Genomic DNA, 13,617 nt, shown 5'->3' on the forward strand with positions numbered 1-13,617 from the left:
GAGGCCCGCATTCCGCAGTTGCAGCCACTGTTGAAGTGGTGTGTGGCCAACCGCGTGGGCTATCGGGTGGTGGACGATGGCGATTTGCAGAAGCTTGCCGCCAGCGCGCACCACGAGGGCGTGGTTGCGGAAGTGCTGCGCGAGGAGCCGCTGCCGTTGTCGAGCTGGCTGCGCGATCTGCCGGCGGGGCCGCAATGTGCGCTATGGCTCGATGGTGTGGGCAATCCGCATAATTTTGGCGCGATCTTGCGTAGCGCGGCGCATTTTGGGGTCAGCGCCATGTTGCTGCCCAAGCACGCCACCTTGTCCCTGTCCGGCGCGGCGGCGCGGGTGGCCGAAGGCGGTGCGGAAATGCTGCCGATGGTGCGGCTGGGGCGCGAGGACAATAGTCTTGCGCAATTGCACGCCGCCGGGTTTCAGTTGGCGGCTACCGTGGTGCGCGGCGGCAGCGATGTGTTCAACATCACCCTGCCGCAGCGCTTGATTTATGTGCTGGGCGCGGAAGCGGTGGGTATGTCGCCGGAACTGGCGGCGGCCTGTGACTTGCGGGTATCGATCCCCGGCAGCGGTGCGGTGGAAAGCCTCAATGTTGCTTCGGCCACCGCAGTGCTGTTGGCACAGTGGGCGAGCCGTAACCGATAATTCGAAGTGGAAACGGGGCTGTGATTGGCCCCGTTTTGTAGCCTCACTTCTGCGCCGTCTCCGGCGCTTTCAGCGCGCTACCGAAATCCCCCTCGGCATCGGCGGCCAGATAGGCAAACGCGACATAGGCGGCCACGTTTTGTGCCAATTCAGCCGGGTCGATTTTGTCCAGCGTGTCGTCCGGGGTGTGGTGATAGTCGAAGTATTTGCTGGCATCTTGCGCCAGCCCGGCGCAGGCCATGCCGATGGCATTGAACGGGGAGGTATCGGGGCCGCAGCCTTCGGTGTCTTCGCGATGGGCAATGCCCAGTGGCGCGAGGACTTGCGCAATCCGTGCCACGGCCGGCTTGGCGTAATCGGGCACCTTGGCATTGAAGGCGTAGATGCGGCCAGCGCCCAGATCACTTTCTGCGCCAATCTGGTGCCGGGTGATGTGCGCCTTGTGCGCATCCGCATAGGCGCGGCCACCAAACAGGCCCTGTTCTTCATTGGCAAACGCAATCACGCGAATGCTGCGCGCCGGGCGCTGCGCTTTGGGCAATTGGCCAATCAAATGACCGGCGGCCATGCTGATGCCGACGCCGGCACCGTCATCAATCGCGCCGGTGCCAAGATCCCAGGAATCCAGATGGCCGCCAATCACCACCACCTCATCGGGCTTGCTGCGCCCGGTGATTTCGCCGATCACGTTTTGCGAGGTGTACTCGCCATTCCAGCCGCAATCCAACGCCAGCCTCACGCGGATGCTGCCCAGTGCAGTCAGGCGCGCCAGTTGGTCGGCATCGGGCAACGACAGCGCCGCCATCGGGATCGGCGTAATGCCCGGCTGGAAGCGGCTGATCCCGGTGTGCGGATTGCGATGTGAGTCGGTGCCCGCCGAACGCATCAAATAACCAATCGCACCGGCTTTGGCCGCCGCCGACGGGCCTGCACCGCGCACATGCGAGCCCAGCCCATAACCTTCGCCACTCTGACTGCGCGGCATCTGCACATCGACAAAGGCAATCTTGCCGGTCAGCGAACTGGGCGCAGCTTTTTCCAGCGCGTCCAGCGAAACAAAGCGCACCACCTCGGCCTCGACCGTACCGCCGGGGCTGCCACCCAGGGCGGTCACCGCCAGTGCCTGCGCATGATCGCCGATGATGTGTGCCGATTCACTGCGGCGCTCCCATTTGGGGAACGTCACCGGCTCGGTCCACACCTTGTCATAACCCAATTGCTTGAACTTGGCCTTGGCCCATTCGACTGCGCGGGCATCGGCGGGGCTGCCGGCCATGCGTGGGCCGACTTCGGTGGTCAGCGATTCGGTGACTTGCCAACCGGTGCGGTCGGTCAGGGCGGCGTCGCGCAGTTGCGCCGCTTTGGCCAGTGCGGCATCGCTGATGCGGGTGGGTTGCTTGGCGGCCAGCGGCGTGGACACCAGCACGGCGAGGGCGGCGGCAAGAACGGCGACACGCATCGGCACACTCCAGAAACAGGAAACCCCGAGTCTAGGCCCGGGGCTTGCTGGTGTTCCTGTGCCGAAAGTTATTTTTTCAGCGCATCGCGGATTTCGCGCAGCAACAGCACATCTTCCGATGGCTCAGCGGGCGCGGCCGGTGCGGCTTCGGGTTGCTTGTGCAATTTGTTGATGACTTTCACCACCATGAAAATGGCGAACGCGACGATCACAAATTGCAGGAGTGCGTTGATGAACTCACCATACGCCAGCATCACGGCGGGCACTTCCTTGCCGGCGGCATCCACGCTGGCAGCTTTCAGTACGACAGCCAATTTGGAAAAATCCACGCCGCCAATCAGCAGCCCAATGGGCGGCATGATGACCTTATCGACCAGGGCGGTGACGATCTTGCCAAATGCACCACCGATCACCACGCCCACCGCGAGGTCGATCACGTTGCCACGCATGGCAAATTCTTTGAATTCGGTGAGCATTCCCATTTGCGATTCCTTCTGTATGGATGGATGCAGCGCTAGTACGCAGGCGGTGCAATCTTGCCGTGAACATTCAGCGTATCACCGATGCGCGCATCGAATTCATCACCGGGTTGCAGTGCCGCCACGCCAGCAGGGGTGCCCATGAAGATCAGATCGCCGGCGCAGAGGGCGTAGAGTTTGGAGAGTTCGTGCAGGATCTCGGGTACATCCCAAATCAATTGATCCAAGGTGGAGGCTTGCCGGCGCACACCGTTGACATCCAGCGTGATCGGCAACGTGTCCAGCGCATCCAGCTCGGCCGCAGGCAACAGTGCACTGATCGGCGCGGAGTGATCAAAACCCTTGCCGGTATCCCACGGCAGACCCTTGGCTTTGGCTGCTGCCTGCAAATCGCGGCGGGTCAAATCCAGACCTACGCCAAAGCCAAACACCAAGCCCATGGCAGCAGTTGGCGGCAATACGCCGGGCGGCGCATCACTGCCCAGCGCCACCACCAGCTCCACTTCGTGATGCAGGTCACAGGTACCCGGCGGGTATGGCACCACACCATCGGTGACGATGGCATCGGCCGGTTTCATGAAGAATGTGGGGGTGCCGCGCTCGGCTTTGGACGCGGGCGCAATGGCACCCATTTCGCGGGCGTGGTCGGCAAAATTGCGGCCCACGCAGTAGATGCGATGCACCGGAAAACTACCCAGTTGGATGCCGCTGCGATCGCGCACCGGAACGCGCGGCGGCGCGGGTGCCGGGATCACGTCCATCAGTGGGTCAGTTGCGCTTTGCCAACCACACGGTAATCGCCGTCGATGCTGTCGGCACGCGCACGCCCCGCTACCGGCTTGCCGCGCTGCGCCCACAACCGCCACAACAGGCCAGCGGCCAACATCGCCGCACCTACAAACAGGCCCACCACCACCAATCCTAGCAAGAGTGCAATGCCAAGCACGCCTAGTGCGATGCGCAGCAATGGGTGGCGCGGGCGACGTGGGGTGTCGAACATGACGCTGCGGAAACGGCGAAAACGGCGGTGTTGGAAGATCGGCATCGTGATGCAGTCCTGTGGCGATAGGTGCCATGACACAATGGAGGCAAGTATCGACAGAACCGGTGGGGCAGGTGTGAGCAGTTCGTTAAACGAAGGGTCTGCGGGCACAGTGTTGGCGAATTTGCAGGACCTTGCGCCCGACAGTGTGCATGCGCGAGAGGTTTGGATTGATGGCGAACTGGAGGCGCTGATTTTGTACCGCGATGCAGCAGGCGATGTGCAAGGTTGGTTGAATATCTGTCCACATGCCGGGCGGCGATTGGACTGGAGCCCGGGGCAGTTTTTGCGCAGCAAGCAGGGCGAATTGGTGTGCGCGGTGCACGGTGCCACCTTCGCGTTGCCGCAAGGGGCTTGCGTGGCAGGACCATGCCGTGGCGAGAGTCTGCGCAAAGTGGCGTTGCTGTGTGAAAACGGCGAAATCCGGCTGGTTGCGGCGGCTTAATAAAGCAGGTTGATCATCACCACGATGATGGTGGTGTAGATCAGGGTCAGCGGGCCACCGCTGCGCCACATATCGCGTGCGGTGTAGCCAGCAGGACCAGTGATCATTGAAATCGACGGGTTCGATGCGGTGATGAAATTGTTCGACGCCGACAATGCCACGATCAAGGCAAACGCCGTGGGATTACCACCCACCGCCAGCGCCAAGTTGATCGCCAGTGGCACCATGACAATCGTTGCCCCCACATGGCTGATCACCATCGAGAACGCAGTGGTGAACAGCGCCAGTGCCAGTTCGATCAACCACGGCGGCATGCCCTGCGGCAGTCGGTCGATGCTGTGGCCGGCCACCCATGCCGCTGCGCCACTGCTATCCATCGCCCAGCCCAAAGGGATCAGGCAGGCCATCAGGAATACAGTCTTCCAATTAATCGCGGCGTAGGCCTCGTCCATCTTCAAGACACCGGCCACCAACATGCCGGCCACGCCGGTCATCAGTGCGATCGAAGTGGGGATGCGCGAGGACAATGCCAGCAACATCGATATCGCAAAAATGGCCATGGCGATCTTGAACTTGTGTGGGCGTTGCTCGTCTTTCGGATAGTCGGTGACCACCACAAAGTCATTGCTCTTGGCGGCGTCGGCAAGATCGCTCCAGATGCTGTGCAGCACCAGCATGTCGCCGGCGCGGATCGGGAGGTTGCGCACATCGTCGCGCAAAACCTGCTTGTCGCGGTTGATCGCCAGCAGGCTCAAGCCGTGTTGTTTGCGCAGCCGGAGTTTCGATGACGGTTGGCCGATGAAGGTCGAATTCGGCGGCACCACCGCTTCGGAAATGCCAGCGCGGCTGGGATTGAACAAGTCAGCCAGCGCGCGCAAACGCGAAGACATGCGCAGAAAGTTTTTTTGTGCGAAATCGGAAATTGCATCACGCTGGCCCATCACGCCCAGCACGCTGCCTACCCAGATGCGGGTGTCACCGGGCGGCGCAAGCCGCGATTCGTTGCCGGTCAACAGTGCAAGTAACAACGGCGCATCCACTTGGCTTTCGGCATCCCCCACGCTCATGCCTACCAGGGGGCTATCGGCGGTCACGGTGAGCTCGAAAATGTCGCCATCAATTCCGTAAGCACGTGCGAAATAACTCTGGGTGCGTGCTGGTGTTACCGCATCCGGGCTATCTTGCGGGAGTAGCCGGCGGCCAAAAAAATGGAAATAGAGCAGTGATGCCGCCAGCAATATCAAGCCGATGGGCAGTGGGGCAAACATTTTCAGCGGCTGCAGCGATGCTGCGCCGGAGGGCATGTTGGCATTGGCCGAAACCAATAAGTCGTTGAGCAGGATCAGCGGTGAATTGCCGACCATGGTCAAGCTGCCACCCATGATGATGGCCGCCGAAACCGGCATCAGCAGGCGTGACAGACTGATGCCGGTACGTGCGGTCAACCGCGAGACCACCGGCAGATACAGCGCGGTGGCGGAGGTGTTTTGTATGATGGCCGAGTTCAGGCCAGCCACGGCCTGCGCCAGCAACAGTAGCCGTTGTTCCATGCCGTGCGCACGGCGCAGCAACCAGCTGGCCAAACGATTGAGTGCACCGGTGCGATCGAGGCCAGCACCCAGGATCATGGTGGCGATGACGTTCATCACCGCGTCCGAGGAAAAGCCGCCAAACAGGTCTTCAGGTGCCACCAGCCCGGTCAGCCCCAGCAGTACCAACACCACCAGTGACACCACGTCGGCGCGAATGCGTTCGAACAGGAACATCACCATGGTGAAGCACACCAAGCCCAGCACCCATTGCATATCGGTGGTAAGGGTGAGGGTGGTGTCCATCCGTCCGTTCAATGTCCTGATGAGTTGTGGCGCAGTGTCTCAATAACGGGTGTACAGCAAATCCCAGACGCCGTGGCCAAGGTTCTGGCCGCGAGTTTCAAAATGCGTCTGCGGCCGCCACGACGGGCGAGCCACATGGCCACGCGGGCCGGCCGTGTTGGAAAGCCCTGCGGTGGCCTCCAGTACGTCCCACATGTGCTCGGCATAGTCCTGCCAGTCGGTGGCAAGGTGCAAGCGGCCAGCGCTGGCCAGCTTGCGCACCAGCAGGGCGGCGAACGCATCGTTGATCAGTCGCCGCTTGTGGTGGCGCTTTTTGTGCCAAGGGTCGGGGAAGTAGATGCGCACCTCATCCAGCGTGCCATCGGCGATCTCGTGTTGCAGCACTTCCACCGCATCGTGGTGGTACAGACGCACATTGCCCGTATTGTCTTCCGCCAGTGCATTGAGCAGCCGCCCCACCCCCGGGGCGTGCACTTCGATGCCAATATGGTCGCGTGCGGGATCGTGCCGGGCGGAATAGCGCAAGGCTTGCCCATTGCCGAAGCCGATTTCCAGAATGCGCTTGGCGCTGCGCCCGAAGGCAGCGTCGAAGTCGCGCAGCGTGCCGGTGTAGTCCAGCCCGAAGCGCGGCCAGAGGTCATCAAACGCACGCTGTTGTGCTTCGGTGAAGCGGCCCTGACGCAGCACGAAGCTGCGCACCTTGCGCACGCCGTCGGTGACGGTAAAGGGTTTCGGCGGGGTCTTGGCGCCGGCGCTGGAGAAGGGATCGGTCAAGGGGGCTCACGCGACAAGGACTGCAACCTGCCTATTGTCGCCGGATCTTGACAAAATGTGACGCAGCGCAGCGTGAGAGCGTTATGATTTCATGAAATGATGCGCGCCATTCGCGGGCGTATGTCACGACGAAGCTGGCCCCGCAACCAGAGCCAGAGCTGCGACCACCTCCCCATAACTTTCCATGACTTTTCGAGGATACCCATGAAAACCCTGTTGCGTAGAACCCTGCTGTCGGCTGCCCTGGCTTTGGTTGCGCTGCCCGCAATGGCGCAGAGCACGCCTGATTCGCCGTTTACCAAGACCGTATTCTTTGGTGACAGTCTGACCGATGGCGGCTTCTTCCGTCCGTTGCTGCCTGCTGCCTCGCAGTCGGTGACTGGACAGTTCACCACCAATCCCGGTTATGTCTGGTCGCAATACATGGCCGATTACTTCCGCAGCAATGCGGATGTGGCGTGGAAGGCAACCGGTGCCACCCCCGCCAAGGCCAATGGCAATAACTGGGCCGTGGGCGGCGCGCGGATCAAAATCGATTCAGTAGGTGGCCTGGGCTATACCCCGTCGTTGGTGAGCCAGTACAACGCGTATTTGGCGGCCGGCAATACGGTCGATCCCAATGCTCTTTATGCCATCTGGGGCGGTGCCAATGACGTGTTCCAGGCGATCACCGATTACCAAACGGCCTATGTCACTACTCTGATGGGGGGGGGTAACCCGACCCAGGCCGATGCGGCTGGCCAAGCGGCTGCTGGCGCCACCATCAGCCCGGCAATCGCCGCGCAAATCGGGTTGATCGGTGCACTGAAAACCGCCGGCGCGCAGTACATTCTCGTGCCCACTTTGCCGGATATGGGGCTGACTCCGTCGGCCGCAGCCGGGGGTGCACAGGGCATCGCATTGGCGCATGGTCTGTCGACAAATTACAACAACGCGTTGTTCGGCGGCTTGTCCAGCGCCGGGCTGCACGTGATTCCAGTAGATACCTATCACTTCCTGCAGGAAGTCGTGGCCAACCCGGCCGCATTTGGCTTGACCAATGTGACGGGGGTAGCGTGCTTGACCCAGCCGCCGCCGGCAGGTGCTTCGTCGTTGTTCTGCAACCCGCTATCCACCGTACCCAATGGCGCCAACACCTACCTGTTTGCCGATGGCGTGCACCCGACCTCGGGTGCGCACAAGGCGCTGGCGGATCTGGCTGTCTCGATGATCGATGGGCCGCGCCAGATCGCCGTGTTGCCACATTCGGCAGCGATGGTGGGGCGTTCACGCGCCTCCATGGTGGAGACTACGGTCACCAGCATGGCGATGTCGAAGGGCGAGGGCATGCAATGGTGGGCTGATATCCGTGGCGATCAACAGCGCTTCAATCAATCGGCCGGATTTGATGGCTTGGGTGGTACCGGTTCATTCGGGATCGGCTGGCACACCGGGAATGTGGTGTACGGCGCATTTGCAGGTTATGGCCGGCAAAAACTCGACTTCGGGTTTGATCGCGGTGATTTCCGCCAGACCGATGCCAGTATTGGCGGGTTTGCTGGCTGGGCTGGCGACAGCGGGCTGTGGGCCAATGGCCAATTGAGCTGGACCAAGCTGAGCTACAAGGTGAACCGCCAAGTCAATTTGGGCCAAGCGGTGCGCGTGCATAGCGGCTCGCCGGACGGCACCAACCTCAGCGCGGGTGTCAGCGCCGGCTGGACCTTCAAGCACAACAAATGGCAGAGTGGCCCGGTGTTGTCCTTGCTGTGGCAGAACATCAGCGTGGACGGTTATGCCGAAAACAGCACCCAATCCAGCGCGCTGGCGTTTGCCAAGCAAGACGGTGATTCACTGATGGGTAGCGCAGGCTGGCAGGCCAGCTACAGCATCAACGAACACTTGCAACCGTATGCACGCGTGACTTGGAATCATGAATTCAAGGATGCTCCGGCGCAGGTGTGGGCACAGTCGCAGTCGATGGCCAATACACTGCCCTATGCAGTGCCGGGTGTGCCCTTCGATGACAGCTACGGCACCCTTGGCATCGGTCTGCGCAGCAAGCTGCTGGGGATGGATGTCACCGCCGGCAGCAACCTGAGCATCAACCAAAAGGGCGGTCACGACACCAATTTCTTCGTCACCGTGGGCGGCTCGTTCTGAGCAGTACTGCAATGCGCGTTCACGCGCGCATTGCATCTTCAATGGGCAAGGTCTTAGACTGGCGGCGCTCGCGGGTGTAGTTCAATGGTAGAACTGCAGCTTCCCAAGCTGCTAGCGTGGGTTCGATTCCCATCACCCGCTCCAAAACGCTTAAACCCCTGGTTTCCAGGGGTTTTTTTGTTGTCCGTGATTTATGCGGAACCGCCCTCTGGGGATCGTCCTGGGTATCGCGTCTAGTCCTGATCCGCCCCGAATCTGCTTCGGGATGCGTGATGGGCAGTTTGTTGCCTCCATTTTCAGTGGATGTGCCACGCCTAGCACACCCACTGCAGCACAGCCGGGAAGCCGAAGATGCGGAAATCAGCAAAAAATTGAAATACCCGGGCATAATAAAAATTGAGCTGCACTGCAGCATTCGGTTGCCTGCAGAGCTTGCTAGACTGGCGCTTCGAACTGAACCGGGAATGGAGCGCGCAATGAATTGGCTCAACGAAATGCTGCAAAACGACCCCGATCCGCAGGAGTCGCGGGAGTGGATCGAGTCGCTGAAGGCGGTCATCGACCATGATGGCCCGCAGCGTGCGCACCATTTGCTGGAAGGCATGGTGGAAATGACCCGGCGTGCCGGCGCGCATATGCCGTTTGCGCCGACTACCGCCTACATCAATACCATTCCCCCGCATCTGGAACCGATGATGCCGGGCGATGCGCATCTGGAATGGCGGTTGCGTTCGATCATTCGCTGGAATGCCATGGCGATGGTGGTGCGCGCCAACCGCAAGCCCGGTTCGCTGGGTGGGCATATCGCCAGTTTCGCCAGTTCCGCCACCTTGTACGACGTCGGCTTCAACCACTTCTGGCGCGCGCCGTCCGATCAGCATCCGGGGGATTTGCTGTATATCCAAGGCCACAGTTCGCCGGGGATTTATTCGCGTGCGTTCATGGAAGGCCGGATCAGCGAAGACCAGCTGGAAAATTTCCGCATGGAAGTCGATGGTCGTGGCATCAGCAGCTACCCGCATCCATGGCTGATGCCGGATTTTTGGCAAACCCCCACCGTCAGCATGGGCTTGGGCCCATTGGCGGCGATTTATCAGGCGCGCAGCTGGAAATATCTGGAGGCCCGCGGCCTGATGCCCAAGAGCGACCGCAAGGTGTGGTGCTTCATGGGGGATGGCGAAACCGACGAGCCGGAATCGCTGGGTGCCATTGGCGTGGCCGGCCGTGAAGGGCTGGACAATCTGGTCTTCGTGATCAACTGCAACTTGCAGCGTTTGGACGGGCCGGTGCGCGGCAACGGCAAGATCATTCAGGATTTGGAAGGCCAGTTCCGCGGTGCCGATTGGAATGTGATCAAGACGATCTGGGGCAGCTATTGGGATCCGCTGCTGGCCAAGGACACCAATGGCCAACTGCGCAAGATCATGATGGATACCGTGGATGGTGAATACCAGAACTGCAAAGCCTTTGGTGGCGCGTACACACGTGAGCACTTCTTCGGCAAGACACCGGAAACGCTGGCCATGGTGTCCAGTTTGTCGGATGACGATATCTGGCGTTTGAACCGTGGTGGGCACGACCCGCACAAGGTGTATGCCGCGTACGACAAGGCGGTGAAGACGGTGGGGCAGCCTACCGTGATCTTGGCCAAGACGGTGAAGGGTTATGGCATGGGCAGCGCCGGCGAAGCGCTCAACCCCACCCATCAGACCAAAAAACTGGATAACGATGCGGTGCGAGCATTCCGTGACCGCTTTCAATTGCCGATCACTGATGATCAGCTGAAAGATGGCGCGGTGCCGTTCTATCGCCCCGATGAGAAATCACCGGAAATGGAATACATGCGCGAGCGCCGCGCCGCCCTCGGTGGGCACCTGCCGCAGCGCCGCCGCAAGGCCAGCAAGCCGCTGGACGTGCCGCCACTGGCGACCTTCGAGCGCCTGCTGAAGTCCACCGGCGAGCGCGAGATCAGCACCACCATGGCGTTCGTGCAGATGTTCAACATCATCCTGCGTGACAAGCAGGTCGGCCCGCGTTGCGTGCCGATCGTGGCCGACGAGGCGCGCACCTTCGGCATGGAAGGGCTGTTCCGCCAGCTGGGCATCTATGCCCCGCAAGGCCAGAAGTACAAGCCAGTGGATGCCGACCAGCTGATGTTCTACCGCGAGGATGCGGCCGGGCAGGTGCTGGAGGAAGGCATCACCGAGGCCGGCGCGTTCGCCAGCTGGATGGCGCTGGCCACGGCCTACAGCAGCAGCGACCTGCAGATGCTGCCGTTCTACATCTACTACTCGATGTTCGGCTTCCAGCGCGTCGGCGACTTCGCGTGGCAGGCCGGCGACATGCGCGCGCGCGGCTTCGTGCTGGGTGGCACCGCCGGTCGCACCACGCTGAACGGCGAGGGCCTGCAGCACGAGGATGGCCATTCGCACGTGCAGAGCTCGCTGATCCCGAACGTGCGCAGTTATGACCCCACCTTCGCGTATGAAGTCATCACCATCATGCAGTACGGCATGCAGCGCATGCTGGCCGAGCAGCACGATGAGTATTTCTACATCACCCTGATGAACGAGAACTACACCCATCCGGAAATGCCGCAGGGCAGCGAGGAAGGGATCATCAAGGGCATGTACCTGCTGCAGGATGCGGGCAAAGGCAAGAAGACCGACTTGCGCGTGCAATTGCTGGGTAGTGGCACCATCTTGCGCGAAGTCATCGCCGCAGCTGAACTGCTGGACAAGGACTTCGGCATCAAGGCCGACATCTGGTCCTGCCCCAGCTTCACCGAGCTGGCGCGCGACGGCATGGATGCCGAGCGTTGGAATCGCTTCCATCCCGAAAAAGCTCAACGCAAGCCGTGGGTGACGCAGTTGCTGGAAGGTCGTCAAGGCCCGGCGATTTGTGCGACTGACTACGTGCGCACGTTTGCCAACCAGATCCGCGAATACGTGCCGATGCGTTACAGCGTGTTGGGTACTGATGGCTATGGCCGCAGCGATACCCGCGAAAACCTGCGCCGTCACTTCGAAGTGGATCGTTGGCATGTGGCACATGCCGCAGTGGCAGCGCTGGCCGCAGAAGGCAAGCTCACCGCCAAGGACGTGGCGCGTGCGATCAAGATGTACAAACTCGATACCGAAAAGCAGAACCCGTTGCTGGCGTGATGCATAACAGGATTTCCTAATCGCGAGCGACTTCAAGCAGCACGATTTCGGCTGTGGGAATGGCATGCCAGCAAGTGCAGGTCAAGCAAGTGGCATGCCGTTTACGGTGTGGAATTTTGGCCATCATGGTGCAGAAATGCATCACGCACCTGTGCGCGCAGGTTGTCGTCGTCCCATGGTTTTGTCAGGAAGCGGAACACTGCGCCACGGTTGACGGATTCGGTGATGACATTCAAGTCGGTGTATCCGGAGAGCACCATGCGGATGGTATCCGGATACAGGATCTTGACTTTGTCGAGGAGCTCGGTTCCCGACATGCCGGGCATGCGCTGATCCGAAATGATCACCTGGACTCGATGCATGGCAAGCATCTCCAATGCCTGTTCTCCACTGCCAGCCATCAGGATGTGGTATCCGTCGCGACGTAATAGGCGTGTCAATGCCTTGCCGATGCTGAGCTCGTCATCCACGATAAGCAGGCTGCGACCGTTGCTGGCAGCAGATTGTCGGCGATCCAGCCGCGGACGTTCCCGTAGCAATGTGGCGAACGTTTCTGAGTTCAAGGGGGCACTGAACAAATATCCTTGCATCTCGTCGCAGTGATTTTGGGCGAGGTAATTGAGTTGGGCAAAGGTCTCCACGCCTTCCGCCACTGAGGTCAAGCCCAGGCTCCTTGCGATTGCGATGACTGCCAGCGCGATGGTGGCGTCTTCAACGCTGCGGGTGATGTCGGTGATAAAGCTGCGATCAATTTTGACGCTGTGAATCGGAATTCGCTTGAGATAGGACAGCGACGAATAGCCGGTTCCGAAATCGTCCAGCGATAGCTTGATACCCAACTCGCGCAATTTTTCGAGTGACTTTATTGCCCGGGTGACGTCCTGCATGGCCGCACTTTCGGTTAATTCAAGCCCAAGCCACTCGGGTTCGAGTCTGTTATCGTCCAGCGCTTCGCGTACGACGCGTATCAAATTGTCGCGGCTGAGCTGTGCGCCGGACACATTGGCAGCAACTGGGACTATCCGCAAACCAGCTGCTCGCCAAGCACTTTGCTGCTTGCAGGCCATGTGGATAACGCGTGCACCAAGCGGTGAGATCAGCCCTGATCGCTCCGCCAGCGCGATGAAGTCGGCAGGCGGCAACAAGCCGTGCTCTGGATGCTGCCAGCGAACCAGGGCTTCGGCGCCGACGATTTCGCCGCTGATGATATCGACCCTCGGCTGATAATAGAGCAGGAATTCATCTCTCTCGATAGCATCGCGTAGCTGCGATTCGGGAGATTTGCTGCGTGTCAGAAATGTATCATCCACCCGGGAATAGCGAAGCGCCTTGCGTCGCAACCTCGCATCGATTCCTTCGTCACGCCTGGGGGGGGAAGCGCTGATAATTGAAGTATTCACTGACCCCAACGCCGCGCTTGATCGCTGCGAGGATATGCAGTTCGATTTGTTGGTATCCGATTACCGGATGCCGGAAATGAGCGGTGTCGAGTTCCTGGCACGCTCCATTGCCAGTCATCCCAATACACCACGGGTCATCGTGTCGGGATTCGCTGATCGTGATGCCATTATCGCCGCGATCAACGAGGCACAATTGACGCGCTTTATCGAGAAACCCTGGGTTGATGCAGAGCTCCAG

The 13,617-nt window shown here is 60.5% G+C and carries 12 protein-coding genes and 1 tRNA gene; 6 read left to right on the plus strand and 7 right to left on the minus strand.

Features of this window, described 5'->3' with window-relative positions; all coding sequences use genetic code 11:
* Positions 1 to 642, plus strand: a 642-nt coding sequence (locus tag QWB57_RS08305; protein WP_288969112.1) for a TrmH family RNA methyltransferase, incomplete at its 5' end; no start/stop codon positions are given.
* Between the two features lie 43 nt (positions 643 to 685).
* On the opposite strand, the gene QWB57_RS08310 is transcribed toward QWB57_RS08305, so the two are convergent.
* The 4 genes from QWB57_RS08310 to QWB57_RS08325 form a co-directional block, all read right to left on the minus strand.
* Positions 686 to 2,101, minus strand: coding sequence for a M28 family peptidase (locus QWB57_RS08310; protein ID WP_288969114.1), 1,416 nt, complete (start codon positions 2,099 to 2,101; stop codon positions 686 to 688).
* 68 nt (positions 2,102 to 2,169) lie between these two features.
* The gene (gene mscL, locus QWB57_RS08315; RefSeq protein ID WP_223627794.1) at positions 2,170 to 2,583 is read right to left on the minus strand and encodes a large-conductance mechanosensitive channel protein MscL; all 414 of its coding nucleotides are present in this window, start codon (positions 2,581 to 2,583) and stop codon (positions 2,170 to 2,172) included.
* Between the two features lie 32 nt (positions 2,584 to 2,615).
* The gene (locus QWB57_RS08320) at positions 2,616 to 3,341 is read right to left on the minus strand and encodes a fumarylacetoacetate hydrolase family protein (RefSeq protein WP_223627796.1); all 726 of its coding nucleotides are present in this window, start codon (positions 3,339 to 3,341) and stop codon (positions 2,616 to 2,618) included.
* A complete protein-coding gene (locus tag QWB57_RS08325; protein WP_223627798.1) occupies positions 3,341 to 3,625 on the minus strand; it encodes a hypothetical protein in 285 nt (94 codons plus the stop codon). Before QWB57_RS08325 ends, QWB57_RS08320 begins: the two co-directional genes overlap by 1 nt.
* A gap of 109 nt (positions 3,626 to 3,734) precedes the next feature.
* Here QWB57_RS08325 and QWB57_RS08330 point away from each other — a divergent pair, with 109 nt between their 5' ends.
* The gene (locus QWB57_RS08330) at positions 3,735 to 4,067 is read left to right on the plus strand and encodes a Rieske 2Fe-2S domain-containing protein (RefSeq protein WP_223628694.1); all 333 of its coding nucleotides are present in this window, start codon (positions 3,735 to 3,737) and stop codon (positions 4,065 to 4,067) included.
* Here the strand turns inward: QWB57_RS08330 and QWB57_RS08335 are convergent.
* Both QWB57_RS08335 and trmB read right to left on the minus strand, forming a co-directional pair.
* Positions 4,064 to 5,902, minus strand: coding sequence for an SLC13 family permease (locus tag QWB57_RS08335; protein ID WP_223627800.1), 1,839 nt, complete (start codon positions 5,900 to 5,902; stop codon positions 4,064 to 4,066). The genes QWB57_RS08330 and QWB57_RS08335 overlap by 4 nt on opposite strands.
* A gap of 39 nt (positions 5,903 to 5,941) precedes the next feature.
* The gene (trmB, locus tag QWB57_RS08340) at positions 5,942 to 6,676 is read right to left on the minus strand and encodes a tRNA (guanosine(46)-N7)-methyltransferase TrmB (protein WP_223627802.1); all 735 of its coding nucleotides are present in this window, start codon (positions 6,674 to 6,676) and stop codon (positions 5,942 to 5,944) included.
* Between the two features lie 204 nt (positions 6,677 to 6,880).
* On the opposite strand from trmB, the gene QWB57_RS08345 reads away from it, so the two are divergent.
* From QWB57_RS08345 to aceE, 3 genes are all read left to right on the plus strand, one after another.
* Positions 6,881 to 8,815, plus strand: a complete 1,935-nt coding sequence (locus QWB57_RS08345) for an autotransporter domain-containing protein (RefSeq protein ID WP_223627804.1) — start codon at positions 6,881 to 6,883, stop codon at positions 8,813 to 8,815.
* 70 nt (positions 8,816 to 8,885) lie between these two features.
* Positions 8,886 to 8,959 (plus strand) — tRNA-Gly (locus QWB57_RS08350).
* Between the two features lie 332 nt (positions 8,960 to 9,291).
* On the plus strand, positions 9,292 to 11,979 hold the full coding sequence (gene aceE / locus QWB57_RS08355; RefSeq protein ID WP_288969115.1) for a pyruvate dehydrogenase (acetyl-transferring), homodimeric type: 2,688 nt from the start codon (positions 9,292 to 9,294) through the stop codon (positions 11,977 to 11,979).
* A gap of 101 nt (positions 11,980 to 12,080) precedes the next feature.
* On the opposite strand, the gene QWB57_RS08360 is transcribed toward aceE, so the two are convergent.
* Complete coding sequence (locus tag QWB57_RS08360; RefSeq protein ID WP_288969116.1) at positions 12,081 to 13,319, minus strand: EAL domain-containing protein; 1,239 nt, start codon at positions 13,317 to 13,319, stop codon at positions 12,081 to 12,083.
* Here QWB57_RS08360 and QWB57_RS08365 point away from each other — a divergent pair.
* The coding region (locus tag QWB57_RS08365) for a response regulator (protein ID WP_288969118.1) at positions 13,309 to 13,617 on the plus strand (309 nt) is incomplete at its 3' end. The two genes, QWB57_RS08360 and QWB57_RS08365, sit on opposite strands and share 11 nt — an antisense overlap.

It is taken from the genome of uncultured Thermomonas sp., assembly GCF_937872235.1.
Lineage (GTDB): Bacteria > Pseudomonadota > Gammaproteobacteria > Xanthomonadales > Xanthomonadaceae > Thermomonas > Thermomonas beijingensis.

Excerpts from the sequence above, each read along its gene's own strand:
- QWB57_RS08310 (WP_288969114.1), bottom strand. The coding sequence starts at position 2,101 with ATGCGTGTCGCCGTTCTTGCCGCCGCCCTCGCCGTGCTGGTGTCCACG.
- mscL (WP_223627794.1), bottom strand. The coding sequence starts at position 2,583 with ATGGGAATGCTCACCGAATTCAAAGAATTTGCCATGCGTGGCAACGTG.
- QWB57_RS08320 (WP_223627796.1), bottom strand. The coding sequence starts at position 3,341 with ATGGACGTGATCCCGGCACCCGCGCCGCCGCGCGTTCCGGTGCGCGAT.
- QWB57_RS08325 (WP_223627798.1), bottom strand. The coding sequence starts at position 3,625 with ATGCCGATCTTCCAACACCGCCGTTTTCGCCGTTTCCGCAGCGTCATG.
- QWB57_RS08335 (WP_223627800.1), bottom strand. The coding sequence starts at position 5,902 with ATGGACACCACCCTCACCCTTACCACCGATATGCAATGGGTGCTGGGC.
- QWB57_RS08345 (WP_223627804.1), top strand. The coding sequence starts at position 6,881 with ATGAAAACCCTGTTGCGTAGAACCCTGCTGTCGGCTGCCCTGGCTTTG.
- aceE (WP_288969115.1), top strand. The coding sequence starts at position 9,292 with ATGAATTGGCTCAACGAAATGCTGCAAAACGACCCCGATCCGCAGGAG.